The organism is Pseudoxanthomonas sp. GM95 (assembly GCF_900109775.1).
In the GTDB taxonomy this organism is placed as follows: Bacteria; Pseudomonadota; Gammaproteobacteria; order Xanthomonadales; family Xanthomonadaceae; genus Pseudoxanthomonas_A.
In genome coordinates this window covers 1,521,922-1,542,175 of the sequence record NZ_FOAX01000002.1, presented here as the reverse complement: position 1 = coordinate 1,542,175, position 20,254 = coordinate 1,521,922, and the positions used below count along the sequence as shown (strand labels likewise).

At 62.1% G+C, this 20,254-nt stretch carries 16 protein-coding genes and 1 pseudogene; 4 read left to right on the top strand and 13 right to left on the bottom strand.

Annotated features, from left to right (window positions below):
* Positions 1-103 precede the first annotated feature (103 nt).
* Positions 104-580: a hypothetical protein gene (locus BMZ17_RS14730; protein ID WP_093139407.1), complete on the top strand. Its 477-nt coding sequence runs from the start codon at positions 104-106 to the stop codon at positions 578-580.
* A gap of 74 nt (positions 581-654) precedes the next feature.
* On the opposite strand, the gene BMZ17_RS14725 is transcribed toward BMZ17_RS14730, so the two are convergent.
* Both BMZ17_RS14725 and BMZ17_RS14720 read right to left on the bottom strand, forming a co-directional pair.
* The gene (locus tag BMZ17_RS14725; RefSeq protein ID WP_093139405.1) at positions 655-1,812 is read right to left on the bottom strand and encodes an FAD-dependent oxidoreductase; all 1,158 of its coding nucleotides are present in this window, start codon (positions 1,810-1,812) and stop codon (positions 655-657) included.
* A gap of 49 nt (positions 1,813-1,861) precedes the next feature.
* Positions 1,862-2,641 carry a TetR/AcrR family transcriptional regulator gene (locus BMZ17_RS14720; protein ID WP_217645802.1) on the bottom strand — a complete coding sequence of 260 codons (780 nt, stop codon included), beginning with the start codon at positions 2,639-2,641 and terminating at the stop codon, positions 1,862-1,864.
* Positions 2,642-2,666: 25 nt separating this feature from the next.
* On the opposite strand from BMZ17_RS14720, the gene BMZ17_RS14715 reads away from it, so the two are divergent.
* Complete coding sequence (locus BMZ17_RS14715) at positions 2,667-3,893, top strand: MFS transporter (protein ID WP_093139400.1); 1,227 nt, start codon at positions 2,667-2,669, stop codon at positions 3,891-3,893.
* A gap of 248 nt (positions 3,894-4,141) precedes the next feature.
* Here the strand turns inward: BMZ17_RS14715 and BMZ17_RS14710 are convergent.
* The 3 genes and pseudogenes from BMZ17_RS14710 to BMZ17_RS14700 form a co-directional block, all read right to left on the bottom strand.
* Positions 4,142-4,927: pseudogene (locus tag BMZ17_RS14710) on the bottom strand (exodeoxyribonuclease III); the annotation flags it as partial.
* Positions 4,928-5,069: 142 nt separating this feature from the next.
* Positions 5,070-5,600, bottom strand: a complete 531-nt coding sequence (locus BMZ17_RS14705; RefSeq protein WP_093139396.1) for a hemerythrin domain-containing protein — start codon at positions 5,598-5,600, stop codon at positions 5,070-5,072.
* Positions 5,601-5,820: 220 nt separating this feature from the next.
* Positions 5,821-6,576: a response regulator transcription factor gene (locus tag BMZ17_RS14700; RefSeq protein WP_256371057.1), complete on the bottom strand. Its 756-nt coding sequence runs from the start codon at positions 6,574-6,576 to the stop codon at positions 5,821-5,823.
* A gap of 266 nt (positions 6,577-6,842) precedes the next feature.
* Here BMZ17_RS14700 and glgX point away from each other — a divergent pair, with 266 nt between their 5' ends.
* Complete coding sequence (glgX, locus tag BMZ17_RS14695; protein WP_093139393.1) at positions 6,843-8,981, top strand: glycogen debranching protein GlgX; 2,139 nt, start codon at positions 6,843-6,845, stop codon at positions 8,979-8,981.
* 234 nt (positions 8,982-9,215) lie between these two features.
* Here the strand turns inward: glgX and BMZ17_RS14690 are convergent, their stop codons facing one another.
* From BMZ17_RS14690 to BMZ17_RS14680, 3 genes are all read right to left on the bottom strand, one after another.
* Entirely contained in the window at positions 9,216-9,797 is a 582-nt protein-coding gene (locus BMZ17_RS14690) for a DUF4142 domain-containing protein (RefSeq protein WP_093139390.1), read from the bottom strand.
* 105 nt (positions 9,798-9,902) lie between these two features.
* Entirely contained in the window at positions 9,903-11,189 is a 1,287-nt protein-coding gene (locus BMZ17_RS14685; RefSeq protein ID WP_093139388.1) for a Y-family DNA polymerase, read from the bottom strand.
* Complete coding sequence (locus BMZ17_RS14680) at positions 11,189-11,788, bottom strand: LexA family protein (protein WP_254775311.1); 600 nt, start codon at positions 11,786-11,788, stop codon at positions 11,189-11,191. The genes BMZ17_RS14685 and BMZ17_RS14680 overlap by 1 nt, the downstream gene beginning before the upstream one ends.
* 123 nt (positions 11,789-11,911) lie before the next feature.
* On the opposite strand from BMZ17_RS14680, the gene BMZ17_RS14675 reads away from it, so the two are divergent.
* Entirely contained in the window at positions 11,912-12,100 is a 189-nt protein-coding gene (locus BMZ17_RS14675; RefSeq protein WP_093139383.1) for a hypothetical protein, read from the top strand.
* 114 nt (positions 12,101-12,214) lie between these two features.
* Here the strand turns inward: BMZ17_RS14675 and BMZ17_RS14670 are convergent, their stop codons facing one another.
* The 5 genes from BMZ17_RS14670 to BMZ17_RS14650 all read right to left on the bottom strand — a co-directional run bounded on the left by BMZ17_RS14670 (position 12,215) and on the right by BMZ17_RS14650 (position 20,172).
* Complete coding sequence (locus BMZ17_RS14670; RefSeq protein WP_093139380.1) at positions 12,215-12,712, bottom strand: TspO/MBR family protein; 498 nt, start codon at positions 12,710-12,712, stop codon at positions 12,215-12,217.
* Positions 12,713-13,555: 843 nt separating this feature from the next.
* Positions 13,556-14,509, bottom strand: coding sequence for a rhodanese-like domain-containing protein (locus tag BMZ17_RS14665; protein ID WP_093139378.1), 954 nt, complete (start codon positions 14,507-14,509; stop codon positions 13,556-13,558).
* 487 nt (positions 14,510-14,996) lie between these two features.
* A complete protein-coding gene (locus BMZ17_RS14660; RefSeq protein ID WP_093139375.1) occupies positions 14,997-15,401 on the bottom strand; it encodes a ribosomal maturation YjgA family protein in 405 nt (134 codons plus the stop codon).
* Positions 15,398-15,802, bottom strand: coding sequence for a hypothetical protein (locus tag BMZ17_RS14655; protein WP_093139373.1), 405 nt, complete (start codon positions 15,800-15,802; stop codon positions 15,398-15,400). The genes BMZ17_RS14660 and BMZ17_RS14655 overlap by 4 nt, the downstream gene beginning before the upstream one ends.
* A gap of 152 nt (positions 15,803-15,954) precedes the next feature.
* Complete coding sequence (locus BMZ17_RS14650; protein ID WP_175485600.1) at positions 15,955-20,172, bottom strand: autotransporter domain-containing protein; 4,218 nt, start codon at positions 20,170-20,172, stop codon at positions 15,955-15,957.
* Positions 20,173-20,254: the final 82 nt, after the last annotated feature.

The following is a 20,254-nucleotide window of genomic DNA, read 5'->3' as shown; positions in this document are numbered from 1 at the left end:
ACCTGAACAGATCTGCGACGCACTAAAGCAATTAAATTGAAATGCCCGCGAAGGACGCAATTGAAGGTGTGCGCCCGCGGTTGGGCGCTCTACGGAGAAATGCATGCCGCACCATGAAAAGATCACCTTGAATGGCGTGATCGAAAATGTCTTCGTCCATCGCTTCACTGTGCTATCCAATGGGCAGATCCACCTTGCCGACCTGGGGCCGAAAGGCGCTGAAGTTTTCCCGCTTGCGGAAGGCTTGAAAGTCACCCTGGAAGGCGAGCAAAGGCCTTCAGAGATCAAGGTTCTTTGGATCAGCAAGAAAGGCGGGCGTCCGGTAGACGTCGAACACAAAAAACCCCGCCACAGCCCCAAGCACCACCATGCCGACGTTGCGGCCGATCCGAAGCTGGTCCTGAAGGCCGTCGGCAAAGCCGGCTGGACGGTCGAAGGGACACCCGAGCGCAAACCCAAGCACTTCGAGGTCCTGGCCTATCAGGGCGGAGGAGATTGGACCGAACTCCATGTCGATTTCGCCGGCGTGATCTACAAGGAAAAGCCAGCCGACGCTCACAAGTGGGGCATCGAGGCTTAAACGCTCACCAGGAGCCTCGGTCGATCCGGGGCTCCTTTACGTTCACTCAGCCAGAAGCGGCCAAGACCCAACCCTCAGGAGTCGGCGTGCGAGGCGAACATCTGGATGAGATCGGGAATGGCGGCAGCCGAATGAAACGCCTTGGTCTGGTCCATCGTGACCGTGGTGGCCTCTGCCGTTCGCAAGCGCATCGATTCTTCGAAGCTGCTGATGGCCCAACGGATGTCCTGGAATCGGTCATCGGCCAGGCATTGGGCAAGCTCGAGCGCATCGAGCATGGCCATGTTCACGCCCTCACCAGCATACGGCGGCATGACATGGGCAGCGTCGCCAATCATGGTGAGGTCGGCCGCCGCCTCCCAGCGCTGGTCAGTCGGAAAGTAGTTCTGGGGACGAGGCACAAACGGAGGCTGGGCGTGCTCGAACAGGCCATGCCACATCGGGCTCCATTGAACGAACTCAGCCTTGAACCACGCCAGGACCGCCGACTTATCGCTGAAGTCGATCCCCGAGGTATATCCCCAGTCATTGGGGGCCTTGTGCCCTGTGTAGAACGATGCACTACCGTCACCTTTGGAGATCACGAACAGCGATTTTTCATCACCCAGCGCACAGATCTTTCCGTCGTCCATCATTCGATGAATCTGCGGAACCGACGCTGCCGAATCACGGATGTTTCCCTCGAGCACCATGATTCCCGAATAGATCGGACGAATGGGCGTCAGGTAAGGACGCAAGATCGAGTTGGCGCCATCTGCTGCCACCACCAGGTCAGCGATCGATCGAGTGCCGTCGGCAAACCACAGCTCCACTGATCTGCCCGATCGACGCAATGAGACGAACCTGGCGCCCCATTTCACAGTGCCTTGCTTCAAGGAATTCAGCAACAGATCCCTGAGCGGGCCACGATCGATTTCGGGCCTGGCCACGCCATGCTCACTGCTGACGAACGCGTCAAGGAACGAGGTTCCGTCGCGATCAACCACGGTGATCTTGTCCGCACCGGGCCGGTAGCTTGCTTCGAAGGAATCCATCAGATTGGCTGCACGAAGCGCCTTGAGCCCAGCGTCGTCGTGTAGATCCAGGGTTGCGCCTTGTGGCCGTGCCGACGCGCTTAGATCGCGCTCATACACCGTCACATCCGCGCCCTGCATTTGCAAAAGCCTTGCGAGGGTCAGGCCTGCAGGCCCTGCCCCCACGACGGCAACGCGCTTGTTCCTGATATCAACCATGGTGGTGCCCTTCAGTGAGTGGCATAAGGCCGCAGCGCGGCCAGCGCGGCTAGCGAGCGCTTTTCTTCGAGACAGGCGGCGCCGCGATCAATCCGGCGATGAGCAGATCCAGGTTCCAATCAAGGCGCCCTTCCCCGCCAGAGAGCAGTTCTTCGCTTAGGCGGGAAATATTGGGATGGGTCTTTGGATCGGCCGATCGGATCTTGGACTTCATGCCTTGGACATCTTCGGCAGCCCGCGGGGAAGCTTTCCAGGCGCTGTGCTCGGCGGCATTGGCCGTTGCGAACAGCAACAGCAGGTCCACGCCCCATGCTGCACTTCGATCTTCCACGCCACCGGCCTTGAGCAAGGCCAGGATCATTTCCACGATGCGAAAGTAGTTTGTGCCGTTGGCGGGAGTCGAAATTGCCATGCGGGCAAGTTCGGGGTTTGCAAAAAGCACGTCCATGTAATTGCCGAGCAGTGCCTTCAGCCGTTTCTGCCAGCTGCCTCTTGTAGTGATCTCGGTGACAGGGGCCAGCAACGCGTCGAGCACCTGGGCGTGCAGGTCCTCGGTATCGCGAACATAGACGTACAACGATGCCGCACCGGTATCGAGCTGCGCAGCGATCCGGCGCATCGTCACCTTGCCCAAGCCCTCGGTACGCATGATCGCGAGCGCCGCCTCAGTGATGACCTGCCTGGAGAGCGGCGCCTTGGCGGGTCGATCTCGCCGGCTGCGCGGCTCGGGTTTTTCAATCGTCATGCGCTTGATACCAACAGTTGTCCCTGTGTGTGCCTTTTGTAGCATAGTACGAACATGTTCGTCCAGTACATGTTCGTAATTCACGCAAGCACGCCCGAGGAAAAGCGCAATGACACCCGACACGTCCAAGCTGGATCTCCAAGTGATGGTCCCGCTGTTCTGCATTGTTTCGATCGACGCCATCGGCATGGGCGTCATCCTCCCATTGCTGCCTTTTTACGCTGCCCATTACGGCGCCACTGCGTTGGTCATCGGCCTGCTGACCGCCTCTTTTTCGCTGGCGCAGGCTGTCGCTGCCCCGTGGCTTGGCAGGCTCTCAGATCGCATCGGTCGCAAGAAGGTGCTGCTGGCCAGCCAGGCTGGTACTGCATTGAGCCTGGTAATGCTGGCACTGTCCGGAGGAATGGTGCTGGTTTTCATCGCCCGCATCCTTGACGGGCTGACCTCAGGCAACATGTCGGTGGCCACGGCCTATGCGGTCGATCGCAGCCAGGCAGGAACGCGAAAGCAGGCGATTGGGGTCATCAGCGCCGCGGCGGGAATCGGGCTGATCGTCGGCCCGTCGCTCTCGGGCATGCTCGCTTCGATATCACTTGCCGCCCCTGTATGGCTTGCGGCCCTGCTTTCCGGCGCCAGCCTGATCACCACGATGGTCCTGTTACCTGCCGACCAGCTCGTCCAAGACAGAAAGAAGCCCATCCCTGCTTCGCCTCACCGGCGCTTGAGCATCCTGGCAACGAGCAGTCCAGCAACCTTGGCCACACTCTCCATCCTCACGGCCTTCTTCCTGGCATTTTCGATGTACATCTCCCAGCTCGCCCTGTTCGTCAATGCACGCTTCGAATGGGCCGGAGCGGCTATGGAGGCACGCGAGGTTGGCTATCTCTTCACCGTTGCAGGCGCAATCAACATCTTCGTACAACTCTTCTTGATGAAACGCATTGGACGGGCGATCTCCGATAGCGGGTTAGCCATTGCATGTCTGGCAAGCATGGCCGCAGGGTTTGTTCTTCTGGCGGTGTCCCCTGGCTTGATCGGCCTGTTTGGATCGGTCGCCATCGTCAGCTTTGCCTCCTCGCTCGCGCGTCCGACATTGACTGCTGCACTCACCTTTACAGCTGCGCCAAACCAGCAAGGCAGTCTGATGGGCATTAGCACTTCGGCCATGGCCGTCTCCAGCATCGTTGGACCGATCATCGCCGGGGCACTGATAAGCGCCGGTTACTACGTCGGGTGGTCATTGGTCATAGCAGCCGTCTTCGCTATGTCGGCCATCGCCATCGGGATTTTCACCGCCAAGCATGTATGGCCGTTACCCGATCATCCCGAAAATTAATCAAATGCGCAGAAGCGCCACTGGCAAAAGAAAAAGGGGGCCGTAGCCCCCTGATCACCGAAGCACAAGTCAGTGCTCAATCTGACCACGGTATTTCTTCTCGGCCGCTTCCACCGCGAGCCGCGCAACCTGGCCAGCCCTACTCGCTGGCATGATCAAGCGAGGTGTGCATCTCTTGCTTTCGAAAGAAGCTGCGGAAGTGCACCTATTGATCAGCAGGCACAACGTTTTGGCGAAACGTTGATCTAGATGGTGACCTTCACCCAGGTCGGCGCGTGGTCGCTGGCGTGGGGTTCAAGCCGGACCCAACGATCAACACCAGCTTCCTTCAGCCCACCCGCTAGCTTGCGGTTGAGCAGCAGGTGGTCGATACGCAGTCCGCGATCGCGCTCGGCGTGATGCCGGAAGTAATCCCAGAAGGTGTAAACACGCTCCTGCCCGAACACATCACGCAGTGCATCGGTCCATCCCTGTTGCAGCAGTTCCGAGAAGGCCTTTCGTGTCTCGGGCTGGATTAGCGCGTCTTTCTTCCAGGACTTCGGATCATAGACATCGTCATCGGTGGGGATCACATTGAAGTCGCCCATGAGCACGACCGGATGGGGCAACTCCACAAGCGAGCGCGAGTGCCTGTTCAACCGCTGCATCCAGCCGAGCTTGTAGTCGAACTTCGGGCCGGGTTGGGGATTGCCATTGGGCAGATACAGGCTTGCGACCACCACTCCATGAATGGCGGCCTCCAGGTAGCGACTTTGGGTATCGGCCGGATCCCAAGGCAACCCTCGCCTGCTTTCGACAGGCTCGGTATCCCGGCCAAGCAATGCAACACCGTTCCATGACTGCTGCCCCTGCCAAATCGCACCGTATCCGGCCGCTTCTATTTCGGCACGAGGAAACGCGGTGTCGGTGGCCTTGAGCTCCTGGAGCGCAACCACGTCAGGCTGCTCAACTTCCAGCCATCGCAGCAGATTCTGCAAACGGGTGTTGATGCCGTTGACGTTGAAAGTCGCGAGCTTGAGTGTCTTCTTAGGCACAAAAAGAAATCCCGCCTGGGTCGGTCAAGATGGCGTTTTTCAAGTCGTTCTCTCTAAAGCTCGGGTTCGGCTAGTCATGCTCCACATCAGCTCAGGTTTGACTGGGCTTAGCAGGATGATCACGCTGCTGTGCAGCACTGTTTCAGGCCAACGTGCGCCCCGCGGTCTTGATCGCACCCTTGACCTTCGCGGCGCCGACGCTCGCGACCCCGGCGGCTGAACCCTTCCACTGCTCGTATTGCTCATCGAACTCTGAAAGCTCCGCGGCACTGAACAGCTCTCGTGCCAGTTTGAAAACCGTGCTCTCCTCTTCACTCGCATGATGGCCGATCTGTTCGCCGAACACCTTCGCCGCACCGGCAAATTCTGGAGTACCGGGCTCTGAAGCCTTGACTTCGGGCATTACGATAGATTCGACCGCATGGTGCTCCAGATATGCCTCTGCAATGGCCTTCTTGCCATCGCGATCAGCCCGGTCCCGTATGGCCGGGTAGAAAACATCCTCTTCCCATTTTGCATGAGGAAGCAGCCCGGACTCCACCTTGGCCAGCAATTCTTCGCGGGTCTTTATCGCGCGATCGGTGGTGCTGTTGATCTGCTTAAACAGCGTGCGGAGTTCGTCGTGCTCTCCGCGCAGGGTCTTGAGGATGTCGCGCTTCTTGTCCGTTGCCATGTCGATCTCCGACGGGTAGTTGGAGATCTCAGCCTGTTCGCAAGTCTGTTACGACCCTGCACGCTGAGGCTAGTTTGAAGCGAAGACGGAATTAACGTTTGACACAGATGCGCCGTGGATTCTTCATTGCGTGCATGGTTGCCGCTACGTTGTCGTATAGCACCGGCCCGTCTGTCATGTTTCGTATTCGTGTCAGTGCCCAGCCTTGAATGGCGCTCCTTTAAGCGAGCACCGCCGATGTCGCATGCGGATTTGCAGTCCGATCAACCGGAGCGAACGGAGCCATCAGCCCAAGCCTGTAGCCGAAGCCAACGATCGTGTGAAGGAGGGGCTGATCGAAAGGCTTATCGATGATCTTGCGCAGGGTGTAGAGGTGGCTACGCAGCGTGTCGGTGTCGGGCATCTCCCCGCCCCAGACGATTTTTTCGATCTCGCTGCGGCTGACGATCCCAGGCGACGCCTTCATCAGCACAGTCAGCAGCTGGAACTGGATCGGCGACAGCGAAAGCAGTCTTCCAGCGCGGCGAACTACGTGCTGTTGGGTATCAAGCGTTAGGTCGGCCACAGTCATGGTCGACGAAACGACCCGACGCGCCTGGCGGTTCACCAGCGCCTTCAGTCGCGCCTGCAATTCCAGCGGCGAAAACGGCTTGACCAGGTAGTCATCCGCACCAGCCTGCAATCCGGCAACACGATCGTTGACCTGGTCGCGGCCTGACAAGAAAAGGATGGGCGTGGTCTTGCGAAGACTCTCCCGAATCGCTCGGCAAAGATCCAGTCCATCCATGCGTGGCAGCTGCCCGTCGACCACGATCACCTCGTAATGCAGGCACCCAGCAAGCTTGAGACCTTCGTGACCGTCAGCCGCAAGGTCGACCATATATCCATGGGACACTAGATAGTCCGTCAACATGGCGGCCGTGGTCGCATCGTCTTCCACCAACAAAAGATGCTTCTCTTCGAAGGTTTGCTCCACAGCGGCTGCTCCTGATTTCATCCTCCGAAGCATGAAGGGAGGTGTTGAGATGAACAGGTGAAGAAAGCACAGACTGCGCGCAGCGTATCGGAATGACCAAGCGCTCTTGGGGGCTCTGTACCGCCACGGCGATGACCGGCAGGGCCAGCTCTGCCTGCATGCAGATCAGTCCTTTCCGCTGCGGTACTGACGCCTCCTGCACGTGCCGGGATCGATGCTCGGACCGCTCGCGTTGCAATGGTGCAACCGACTCCAGAGCCCCTCTCATGCGCGCCCCTTCCAAGACCCGATACGTCACCCCCTCCCGCGTGCGCGAGGGACGCCCATTCCCACGTGGTGCGACGTTCGATGGGCAAGGCACGAACTTCGCGCTGTTCAGCGCAAATGCCACCAAGGTGGAACTCTGCCTGTTCGACGAACACGACCAGGAACACCGCATCGAGCTGCCCGAGTACACCAACGAGATCTGGCATGGCTATCTGCCCGACGTGAAACCCGGACAGCGCTACGGCTACCGCGTCCACGGTCCTTACGCGCCAGCCGAGGGGCATCGGTTCAACCACAACAAGCTGCTGCTGGATCCCTATGCGCGCGAGATCGACGGCGACCTGGTATGGGCCGACGAGCTGTATGGCTACACCATCGGCCATCCCGACGGTGACCTGAGCTTCGATGAACGCGACAGCGCGCCCTTCATGCCCAAGGCCGTCGTGGTCCAGGATGACTACGACTGGGAGGGCGATGAGCGCCTGCTTCGCCCGTGGAGCGAAACGGTCATCTACGAAACCCATGTCCGCGGCTACACCAAGCGCCATCCCGACGTGCCCGAACAGCTCGGGGGCACCTTCGCCGGGCTCTCGCAGGCACCGGTCCTGTCCTACATCAAGTCCCTCGGCGTCACGGCTGTGGAGCTGCTGCCGGTCCACGCCTACCTGGACGACCAGTACCTGCAGGATAAGGATCTGCGCAATTACTGGGGCTACAACACCCTGGGCTTCTTTGCCCTCAAATCGCGCTACCTGGCCTCGGGCCACCGCGACGAGTTCCGGGACATGGTCAAGGCCATGCACCGGGAGGGGCTGGAGGTCATCCTCGACGTGGTCTATAACCACACTGCCGAGGGCAACGAGCTTGGGCCGACCCTGTCATTCAAGGGAATCGACAATGCCAGCTATTACCGCCTGGCCGATGACAAGCGTTACTACATCAACGACACCGGGACCGGGAACACCTTCAACCTGAGCAACTTCAGGGCAGTGCAGTTCGTCAACGACTCGCTGCGCTACTGGGCGCAGGAGATGCACGTCGACGGCTTCCGGTTCGACCTGGCCACCATCCTGGGGCGCGAGCCCAGCGGCTTCGACCAGCGCGGCGGATTCCTCGATGCCGCGGGCCAGGACCCTGTGCTGTCCCAGGTCAAACTCATCGCCGAGCCCTGGGACTGCGGCCCAGGCGGCTACCAGGTCGGGCACTTCCCGCCCGGCTGGGCCGAGTGGAACGACAAGTACCGCGACAACGCACGCAGCTTCTGGAAGGGCGACGAGGGCAAGCTCGCTGAGTTCGCCACCCGCTTCACCGGCTCGGCCGACCTGTTTGATCGACGAGGCCGGCGCCCCTGGTCGTCGGTGAATTTCATCACCGCCCACGACGGCTTCACCCTGCGCGACCTGGTCAGCTACAACGACAAGCACAACGACGCCAACGGCGAAGGCAACCGCGACGGATCCGACAACGACGCCTCGTGCAACTACGGCGCCGAGGGTGAGACCGAAGACGCCGGGATCAATGCGCTGCGCGAGCGCCAGTCACGCAACCTGCTGGCGACCCTGCTGCTTGCGCAAGGCACGCCGATGATGCTGGCCGGTGACGAGCGTGGCCAGACTCAGGGCGGCAACAACAACACCTACTGCCAGGACAACGAGATCACCTGGATCAACTGGGAACACGACCCCAGCGAAGGCAGGCTCGCAGAGTTCGTCCGCCAGCTCACCTCGCTACGCAAGCGCTATCCGATCCTGACTCGGGGACGCTTTCTCAACGGCCAGTACAACGAAGACGCCGGGATGAAGGATCTGACCTGGCTCAATCCGGGCGGTGATGAGATGCAGCCTGATCACTGGGGTGACCCCGGTGCACGCTCGATCGGGCTCGTACTGGAGGGCAAGGCGCAGGTCTCAGGCGTGCGTGAGTACGCCAATGACGCCACCCTGCTCATCCTGATCAATGCCTACCACGAAGGGGTGAGCTTCAAGTTGCCCGATGACGCTGACCAGGCGCTCCATTGGCAGCTCAAGCTTTCCACCGACCTTGAACTGGATATCGATGCGCTTCCCGGAGGATCCACCGACTTCCTGGCGCCACCGAGGAGCGTCACCGTCTTCGAGTGCAAGCCGAACGCCCAGTAGCTTGCGTTGCCCGACCGGGTGCATGCCCTGCATCCGGTCTCGGCCCGAAGATCCAAGTTGATCGCCCCTTCATTTTTAGGAAGCGCGACGCCCGTCCAGCGCTTCCAAGCGCTGCATGACGGCCGGCCCGACTGGCCCGCCCTACAGGGCCATCACTGTTCGATTTGATTGCGCGTGCTGCCACGCCGGGGAATACCTTTCCACCGGTCTGGCAGCATCGCGAACCGTGTTGGCTCAGTAACGGGCCGACGCCAGGGCCTGTGCCTTTTCCAGCTGCGCAGCAATCTCGCTGCGAGACTGCGTCAGGTAGGCCTTCAGATCTCCCTGCGCCGCAGGCACGAGTTCGGCGTCCAGCTGCTTCAGGGCGTCTTCTTCATCGCGCACAACCTCTGCGATGTAGGAATTCATCAGCTCCTTCTGATCCTCGATTTTCCGCAGCGACTCAATCGATGCCTTGCCCTTGCCCGCCTGCACCTGCACATGCTCGCCTGCCTTGCTGGCGCCCAGCGCAGAAAGCTTCTCGGTCATGGCGCGATGCACTCGCTGCTGCTCAACTGCAAAATCCGCCAAAGGCCCTTCGATCTTGCGATCGATGATCAGCTGGGCCAGGTCGATCTGAGACTGGCTGATGGTCGTGGCCACGCCGGCGATCTGGCTCTGATCGGTCGTCGGTTCCAGTAGCTGGCCCGGCACCGTGGCCGTGGTGGGGGTGGGTGCAGTGGCAGGCGCGGTCCGCGAGGCCTTGTCGCCGGGATCACTGCAGGCAGCAAGCGCCAGGGTCGCCAGAAGTAGTGTGGCAAAAGCTCGCAAACGCATCGGTTTTTCTCTTGATTTGTGGGGAAGACCGATCTTGCGAGACGCCGGGCGAAGTCAACGTGATCGGTCACCGCAGCCCGTCGTGAAATGTGCACGCGCAGCTCATCAACACCGCGCGCGAGGCAAGTCAGCCATGCGAGTGGTGAAACGTCCGGACAGCGACTCCTGCCGCGAATGCCAGCATGCAGATCGCTGCCAGCCGCTGGCCCCCAGGCCAGCCACGTTCCTGCCGAACCTGCGATTGATGGCGTCCAAGGTCTCCATGAGCACATCGTTGCCAGCGCGGGCAGGCGCGAACAAGTCGTCCTGGAGCTGATCAGGCCTTGCCAGGTCAGCCAGGAACACGCCCGCCTTCTTGTAGCGATATCCGGCGCGCATGAGCGAGGTTCCCAGACGGCGTACTGCGCCAAGCACTAACCGGCTGTCGGACGTGGCCGAGGTCAGCTGCGCGGTCCGACTGGGGTTGTGCTGGGGCATTCCCAGCCTGAACGGATCAGTCTCGGCGAAGATGCCCACCACCCCGGCCGTCAGGCCTTGCGCCCGGAGTTTCTCGGTCGCGCGCATGGCGAAAGTCGCCAACGCCTCGCTCATCTGCTGAGGATCGCCGATCCACTCGCCGAACGAGCGACTGACCAGGATCTGCTTGCGGTCAGGCTCCACCTCGGCCAGTTCAAGGCATGAGTGCCCCTGGAGCTCGCGCTGCGTCCTGGCCATCACCACGCCGAACTCGGACAGGAGATCTTCGCTGGGCGCATCCCGCAAATCAGCAGCCGTTGCGATGCCACGACTCTGGAGCCGCGCAGCCCAGCGACGGCCAATCCCCCATACATCACCGACTTCCGTGGCGCGCAGGACCGCATCGAGCTGCCTGGGCGACAGCTCCGCCAAATCGCAGACTCGCGCAAGATCGGCCGGATAGCTGCCCGGCTTGCGCGCGGCATCCTTGGCGACATGGTTGGCCAGCTTGGCCAGGGTCTTGGTCGGGGCGATGCCCACGCAGTTGGGGATTCCCGTCCAACGCTGCACCCGCTCGTGAAGTTCAGTGGCCAACGCTTTGCGTTGGGCAATTCCGGCGAGGTCCAGGAAAGATTCGTCGATGGAGTACACCTCCACCCGCGGCACCGCCTGACGCAGGATCGCGCCGATGCGCGAACTGATGTCGCCATAAAGGCCGAAATTGGCCGAACGGATCGCAAGCTGTCGCCGCACGCGTGGCTCGACCTTGTGGATCGGGTGGCCCATGGTGATGCCAAGTGCCTTGGCCTCTTCCGAGCGCGCGATCGCGCAACCGTCGTTGTTGCTCAGTACCACCAGCGGCCGGCCACGCAACTCGGGCTGGAAGATCCGCTCGCAGCTGGCGTAGAAGTTGTTGCCATCGATCAGGGCAAACATCAGAACAGGCCGCGTCCCCCGCCCCGCCGCATCTGGCGGGCCACGCCAACGACCGCGAACACCTCGACCTCGGTACCGGGCGACAGGACGATCGGCTGGAAATGGGGATTGCGGCTATGCAGCTCGATATGGTCCACGGCCACCCTGAGCACCTTGCAGGCAGGCTGGTTGCCATCCCAGCTGGCCACGACGATATCGCCGTCGTGCGCGGTCACTGACCGGTCCACCAACAGAATGTCGCCGTCGCAGATCCCTTCGTGCAGCATGCTCCAGCCCTCTGCCTTGTACATGTAGGTTGCCGCCGGATTGCGGACCAGCACGCGATTCAGGTCTATCTCGTCGTCCTGGAAATCCTCGGCCGGCGAAGGAAAGCCCAGCTGGATGCGCACGGCGCTGATGGGACGCGACAAGGGAGCCGGATCCTGAGCGGCCGGTCCCAGGTAGCGGGCACGGGTTTCGATGAGAAGGTTTTGCAGCATGGAGCGAACTCTCGCTTGAGCCTGTCTCACCGCTGGAGACGGGTTGAGCTGGAGGGGCTTATTGCCCGATCCCTCGCGCAACGATCCCATCAGGCTTGCGCGAACCAGCACCACCCACATGGCCGTCAACCGAACGCCCACTTCGACGGGACGAAGCTGGTGCTCACGAGCTTTGCGGTCCCATCATCTACAAGGGCCACACTAGCCCTCGCCCATGGGCGGCACTGCACTCGAGGATCCAACATGACACCCCTGGATAAGCCGGTTCGCCGAGAAGTGACCATCAACGAGCTTGCCTACACGCTCACCATTGATGCCAATGGCATGAAACTCGTGCCCAAGGGCAAGCGCAAGGGATTGGAGCTGTCATGGACCGATTTGGTCAGCGGTGATGCTGCGCTGGCAGCGGCGCTGCAGGCCTCAGTTGCCTGAGAGCCACGACCAGTGACGATCGCTGCCCCCTGGTGCAGAAGCCAGGATTAGATCAATCCGACCGACGCCTCGGTCGTCCGCGCTAGCCGCAGCCAGCGCATGGCTTGGGAACGCCTAGCCAAGCGTTGCGGGATTGAGCTGCCAGACCGCGTAATTCAGCGCAGTGGCGAAGGTCACCCAGAGCAGGTAAGGCAGCAGCAGCATCCCGGCCAGCGGCCTGGCCCGCCAAAACAGGGCGATGGTCGCCACGATCAGCAGCCAGAGCGTGATGATGTCGAAGAACGCATAGCCGCCCAGGTGCCAGGCGAAGAACAGCCAGCTCCATAACGCGTTGAGCGCGAGCTGGGCAAGGAACACGCATAGAGCCCGGCGCTGTATTTTCCAGCCGCCTACCCGCCAGACCAGCCAGGCTGCGAGCGCCATCATCAGGTAGAGGATGCTCCAGACCGGGCCAAACACCGAGGCCGGCGGCGCCCACGTCGGCTGGGCCAGCTGTCCATAGAATGCGGCAGCCTGAACTGAGGCCATGGCGCCAAGCCCACCGGCCACCGACGTCACGGCGAGCCAGCCGACCAGTCCAATCCACTGGGAATTTCTCGATGCAGTGCTCATCGCGCGCCATGTCTATACAGGTGGACGGAGGCTACCGGGGCACGGGCGAACGGCATGTCATGGAAGGACGGGACCTCGGCTCATCGCGTTGAAGCGCAGTGCGCTGCCCTGCCAACCACCACCGTCGGATTGCGACCTGTTTCCTGCGGGATTGGTGCCATCGAAGAGGTTTTGAAAGGCCGCATTTGGCGATGAGAATCGTTGCCGCCTGTGGCCTATCCATCCGATGCGATCCCGCCAACCGCGGGGGGGCTGCGGGCGATAAGGGGATCATCCTTGGACATGTTTTTGATCTAGGAACGCGTGACATGTGCTGCCTTGGAACTGATTTGCACCGAACAGTCCGGCCATGACCTGGCCGCCCGAGCGGACTTGTTACTGAGCAAGGCCGCACGCGGCCCGCCAAATGAGGAACGCGCAATCGTCGCGCAGGGCATCCAGGCGCTGCTTGATCGTCTTTGATCCGGCGTCCCTGCTCTGCCTCTCAGAGCAATGACCTGCGTCGAGGGCGTGCGCGCAGAGTGCGGCTGCGCGCCCCTCGACGTAGGTCAAATCCCACGCACTAGAACTTGTGTCACAAGACCTGGGCTATAGTCGGCCCAGGTCCCGGCTTGTCCGGACCCAGGGAGGGGAAAGATGGATCTGACGCCGGTGCGGCCGGCGGAGATCATGGACCCAGGCCCTTCGACTCAGGGCGCCAAGCCAGATGGCTGTGCCATCCCAACCAGCTTGGGACCAATGCGCTTTCCCGTTGCATCGCGCTCTCCATCCTGCCGATGGCACTGGCCCGCATCGGCATCGCCACCGGCTATATCCAACCGCACGGTGCCCCTCGAACCAAGCTCAGACGGTCGGTGCTGGATCCAGCGCGCCCTCACGCTCGACCTCAAAGCCTGCCTGGCGCCACGCACTGAGCCCGCCTCCCAAAGGAAAGACCTGGTTGAATCCCATGCTGCGCAGCTTGCGGAACGCGATGACGGCAGAGACCTCGGACGGGCAGTCGCAATACACCACGACCGGGGAGTTGCGATAAGCACTCATCGAGGGTGCGTCCCAGTCGATGCTCTCAAAGGCCGACGCGCCGAGGATGCGCTCCTGCTCCCAAAGCTTTTTCTGGCGAACATCCAGCAGGAGCACGCCCTGCCCGCTCTCCATCATGGCGCTGAGCTCCTGCACGGACAGACGCACCACCGCGCGGTCGTTTCGACTGGCGAATCGATCCCACGCCTTTCTGGCAAGGTAGAGGGCAAGCACCCCTGCTAGCAGCAGCATGCCCCAGTGCCCGAGGCTGGCCAGGGTGTCGAGGACCAGGTCGACCGCCCCCGAGAAGATCCAACCGGTTGCGAGCCCCGCCGCCACCCATAGCAGTGCCCCCAAGGCGTCGTAGGCGACAAAAGCGCGTCGAGGGATCTTCGTCGCACCGGCCATGGCGGTGGCGACCGTCGAAAAGCCAGGAATGAACTTGGCCACGATCAGGGAGCGAGCACCCCAGCGATCAAACGCCGACTCGGTCTGGGCGACACAGCCATCCGGTGTCAATGAAAGGCCGCACATCACCCTGAGCACGCGCGCACCGTAGCGCGCGCCGGCGTAGTACCAAGCCATGTCCGAGATCACACAGGCCAGGACCGCGGCCGCGCCGAGCATGGCAAGGGACTGCTCGCCGGAAGCAGCGAGGGAGCCTGCGACCACCAGCACCGGGAAAGCGGGAATCGGCAAGCCAGCCTGCTCGATCAAGACCCAGGCGAACACCAGCAGCACGCCGTACTGGTTGATGAGCTCGATGAGGTAGTGCATCTGTGTTCCAGCTTCAGGAGTTGGCCTCGAAAGCACGCCGCGACTCGAAGCTGCCTGCGTTGGGCGGCAGCAGAAAGCCTACACCCGCTTGGCAAGCCCGGCGATGCAGTTTCGTCCATGCTCCGTCTCAGCAACTGCCCTTGGGTGCGCGCGGCCAAGGTATGGCGCGAGTGAATTGAACCGGAAAGACCGCGGCGCCGCCTCTTCCGCACGCACAGCAAAGCTGTGCTAAGCAGCCGCCCCCGCCTTTGAGCGGACCATTCTGCCTAGAACCTCATCTAAGGGTTCGGCGAGCCAGCAGCGAAGTACGCAGCTGCTCCTGATCGTTGCAATGGTTGGGGCTCAGCTGCTCAACCCCGAGTCGGCAAAGGCGCCAGACAACGCCCGCAAACGTTTCAGGGTTAACAAGCTTGGGCCTGATGCCGGAGCTAACCGATGTCGCTCGATCGCTGCTGTCGCCGGCCCGCCTTGACTGCCGGTCAAGCCCTCACCCATTCCGCGCGCCGATCAGGACCTTTTCGGCAATCGCGCCCAGCGCCACACCCGCCGCATAGGCCACCAGATCCTGCAGGTGGAATCCGGAGCCGAGCACCAGGTGACCGAGCGTCGTGCTGCGCACGTCCATGAGCCATGCCGGCTGGTACAGCTGACCGAACTCAACTACGAACGAGACTCCAAGAGCGAGCAACGCCAGCCAGGTCGTGGATCCGCGCCGAAACAGAGCACCCAGGATCAGGAAAACGATCAGCGCCCAGAGGGCATCGCCGGGATACTTTCCGAGCCAGTTAGGCATCAAGGCTGCATATCGCCTGGACGCCAGGCCCAGTGCGATCACCAGGGCCACAAGCGCGAAATAAAGCCAACGATCGCGGCACTTGGTTAAGGCCGTCATGGCTGCTGCAGCGCCCAAGCGCGTCCCAAGGCGCGCTCCAGGCGCGAACGAACCCCGACCGAAAATCCGAACGCAATCGGATACCCGATCCAGCGCATGGGATGGAGGTACTGGACCCAGGCTGGATGCTTCCTCCACGCCTGCATCCGCCTGCGAAGGTACGGCTCTGCATAGCCCCAATCCGGCATGATCATCCAGAGCATGCACGGGAAGATCAGGACCGAGTCCAGCGCAAAGGCGCCGCAGACGTCCCGACGCGCAACGCTCCGTAGATCCTTCAGGGTCACGCCTTGCTCAACCAGCTTGAGCGCGATCGGGTCGTACTCAGCCGGATCCAGCCCGATCTCGGTCCAGGCCATCGAGACCGCATCCCAGATGAGGAAGGCGCCTTCTTCAGTCATGGCCCAACGGTAGCAGGCCTGGGTTGGTAGCGCGCCCTGGCGAAAAGGAGGCTTTGCCGCTCGCACTCTTCCCTGCAGCCAGGATCATTTTCGTGCAAAGAAACAAACAAGGAGGTGCGATGCGCCTCCTTGTTTGCAGATCCGATCTGGGCTTAGTGGTCGAACTTCTTTTCGACGCCGAAACGAACTGATTGGTTGTTCCCCGTGCTGGACTCCAGCTGCACTTGATACTCGGCAATGAAATTCCAACCTCCCAGGGTCTGCAGCCCAACGCCACCGCCGAGCAGCGCGTGATCGCGGGACTGCTGGAGCAGGTTGGCCCGGTACACGTTGCCACCGACCAGGTCGGCATACGACATCAAGGCAGCACTGGAGCCCTCGAGTTCGCGCCCATACTCGGCGCGCAACTGGGGCGCCCACACGCCGTAATCACGCTTGACCGAGAACTGCGCCAATACACCGGCACTGGCGGTACTGGTCTTTATCGTCTGCGCCTGGTAATTCAACGCATAGATACTGTCGCCGCGCTCAGTGAAGCCATCCAGCGATGCCTGCGCAGCCTCGAACCGGCCGTACGGTGTCACCTGGATGTCTTTGGACCGCAGGATGTAGCCCATCGACAGCGAGCCGAACCATTGCTTGCCATCCCGGCTGCCCACCACACGCCCGTCGGTGTCAGACACAGTGCGAACGGTGTCCATCGTCAGCCACTGGTAACCGATCAAGGAATCAATGAAGAACGCGTCTGTGGGGCGGTAGCTGGCGTAGACCGCAGCAGAGTAGCTCTCCACTTTGGAGTTGCTCTCCTCTGTTCCCACGTCCGTGTCGTCATGGCCATAGCCGACGCCGGCGCCGATGATCAGACCGTTGGCCACCACCTTGTCTGCACCCATGCTCAGGCCGGAGGTCGTGAAGTCGGTGCTGCTGTCACCCCTGGTCGAGCCAGCCTTGCCAAAATTGACTGCGCCGCCGGTCCATACCGAAGCGCCGCCTGGCAGCAGGCCTGCGGTCCCACCGGCAGGCGCCATTGCGCTCTGGTCGGCCGAGACGTTGCTGCTTGTGACGTTGAGATCATCAGCTGCGCTCGGACCAAACGTGCGCTCGCCGCGGCGATCGGCCATGGTCGTTGCGGCGATCGCGCTCGCCGAGGTCAGGGTGATTCCGTTGGAAAAGCCCGCTGCAGGCTGTCCGTTATGCAGCTGTTCCAGGCGTCGCTGAAAGTTGCTGATCTGGCCAGTGGCCATGCGCCGCGTTGCATCGGCCTGGGCGCTGAGCACGCCCACCACCTGCGCGTCCTTGGACGGGTCGCTGCGCCCTTGCACGGCAAAGCTCACCACACCGACGGCCGAAGTCGCGAACGCGTTGGACAGGGTGTAGGAGACGCTTGCAGTGCCGCTAAAAAGCTCGTTTGCCACGAAGGTCAGCGCGTAGCCGCCCGCGGTTTGCGTCATCGTGGCGGTTCCTGCGCTGGCCGGCTGCAGCGACACGACGGCCGCCGCGGTGAACGGGCCTCCGCTTGCGCCGGCCGTGACATCGATGGTGCTGGCTCTGCCCGCCACGGCTGACTGCACGATGGAGGGAGCCACCGGCGTCGGGTTGACCTGCAGCGCGATGCGCCCCGGTGCCGAAACACCGAAGGCATTGGACAGGGTGTAGCCGAAAGTCACATTGCCTGATGCAGTGTCGGGCGCGGTGTAGGTCAGGCTGGTGCCCTGAACCGCCACGGTGCCAGTGCTGGGCTGGTCAACGATGGCAAGGTTGGTGAACGGTCCGTTGCTTGCACCCTCGGCCGCATCGATGGTGATTGATTTTCCGGCTTGCAGCGTGACCGTCTTGTCCGCCACAGCCGGCAGCGCGCCTGCAGTGACGGTGATGTTGACCGAGGCCGCCTGGGAAGTACCGCCAGGACCGGTGGCGGTATAGGCCAGGGTGTCGGATCCGAAGTAGTCCTTCGCCGGCGTGTAGACGATCTCCAGGCCGTCGACCGCAGCCGACCCATGCGTTGGCGATTGGGCGATGGTAATGCTCGACACCGAGCCGGCGTCGTTGGCAGTCACCGGGATGGAAACCGTCGCGTTTGCGCCGGTGGTCGCCGTGTCAGCGGTCAGGACCGGGGCGTTTTCAGTCAGGACCAGGGCAAAGGCTTGCGTCGCGGAGTAGCCCTGGCGGTCTGTCGCGGAGATCTGCACATTGAATCTGCCACTGACCGATGGCGTGCCGTTCAACACGCCCGCGTCAGAGAGGGACAGACCCGCCGGCAACGCACCGAAGGTAACGGCGAACTGATACGGCGCCGTGCCGCCAGCAGCGGTGAGGCTCTGGTTGTACACCTCACCCTGCTTGCCAGACGGCAGGCTGCTAGGCGTAATGGAGATGGCCGGCTTGTCGATGATCAGCTGAACGCGCGCTTCATCCGTTTGACCGGCCGCGTCGGTCACGCGTACCTGGATGCTGAAAGTGCCATCGGTGTTCGCCGAACCGCTCAGCACACCGGACTCGCTCAGAACGATGCCTGCTGGCATGCCGTCAATCAGCGACCAGGTGTATGGCGCGACCCCACCCGTCGCGGTCAGCGCGGCCTGGTAGTCCTTGCCCGCTGTGGCATTGGGGATCGTGCTGGTCGTCACCGCTACGGCGCCACCGGGGACCACGATCGCGAACGACTGTGTGACCGGCGCGGCGGCCAGATACGCCTGGTTGCCGGCCTGGCTCGCGGTGACCGAGCAGGTGCCCGGCGCCTTGGCGAAGACCTGATTGTTGCCGTAGATCGTGCAGACGCTCGGCGTGGTCGAGGTAAACAGTATCTCAAGCCCCGAGGTCACCGAAGCCGACAGCACCGTGGTCGTTCCGAAGTCCCGACTCCCGGGATTGGGGAAGCTCAAAGTCTGCTCCCCTCTGGGAACCACGCTTGCGCTGGGAGCTGAGCTGGCGCCAGGCCCCGCACTGTTGCTCGCCGCGACAGTGAAGGTGTAGGCCGTCCCGTTGGTCAGGCCTGTCACCGTGATGGGGGATGCGCTGCCGGTAGCGCTCAACCCGCCCGGGCTCGCGGTGACCTTGTAGCTGGAGACAGCCTCGCCACCGGTATAGCTGGGCGCTGTGAAGTTCACCACGACCGACTGATCACCCGCAGTGGCCGAACCAATGGTTGGCGCACCTGGCGCAAGCGCATTGATCGGGAAGGACTGGGTGACAGGCGTAGCTGGCAGATAGGCCGCATTGCCCTCCTGCCCTGCAGTGATGATGCAGGTTCCAGGCTTGACGCCAAAAACCTGGTTGTTGCCGTAGATCGTGCAGACCTCGGCGGTCTGGGAGGTGAACTGGATCTCCAGGCCCGATGTCACCGAAGCGGAAAGGACCGATGTGGTGCCGTAGTTGCGTGCGCCCGGGTTAGGAAAACTGATGGTCTGCTCAGACCTGGGCGTGACTGCATTGCTGGCCGAAGAAGCGCCACTGGCTCCAGCGGCGTTGCTGGCAGTCACAGTGAAGGTGTAGGCGGTCCCGTTGGTCAGCCCCGTCACCAGGATCGGCGAGGCGCTGCCGGTCGCCGTGATCGCACCTGGCGATGACGTCACGATGTAGGCGTTGACGGTGGCGCCGCCATCGGAGGCAGGTGCGGTGAACGTCACGGTTGCCTGCTTGTCCTGCGCGGTCGCCGAGACGCCCTGCGGCGCTGACGGCACGGCACTGCCGACCGTCAGGCTGTAGCTGGAGCTGCTCGAGTTCGGGGTACTGGCCGAATCAGTGGCCTTGATCGAGAAGCTGTACTGCCCAGCCCGGGTCGGCGCGCCGCTCAGCTGACCGTTCGAAGACAGCGACAGTCCCTGCGGCAATACGCCAGTCAGGGCGAAGGTGTATGGAGCTGTGCCACCGGTGGCGCTGAAGGTTTGCGAGTAGCTCGTCCCGTAGGAGGCGGCCGGCAATGACCCGGACGCTGGCGACACGATAATCGACACCTGGGCCGTGTTGCCGCAGGTGATCGTGAAGTTGCTGAAGGAAGCACCGGTGCGAAGAAGGAGTACCAATCCGCCGCCAGTCAAAAAAGCCGAGTCGAAGTTCTTGGCGTAATGAGCAGCAGGACCGTCCGAACCATAGTGATTCCAGAAGTTCCTGTAGATGGTGTCATAAGTCACGACCTTGTCAGCGTCCGGAGCTGCCGTCCCGACTTGGGAACCGTCGTCATCAAAGCTCAGGCTGACAGTGTCACCTGCGACAAACTGATTGGGCTCGAAGGTGTAGCGAACATCCGCCCTGGTCCCGGGCCCGATGCTGTTGATCGCGGTGCAAGCCGCCGAAGCTGCTGCTGCGCTGTCGATTGCCACGCTGAACTGCATCAGCAGCAGGCACGCAAGGCCAACCAGGCCTCGCCCCATATTCCCCATTCCGATATGCCGCACAAACTTCCCCGATCCGTTGGATGCCTTGGCGCGTTGCACGCCAAGCGAATGGATCGTT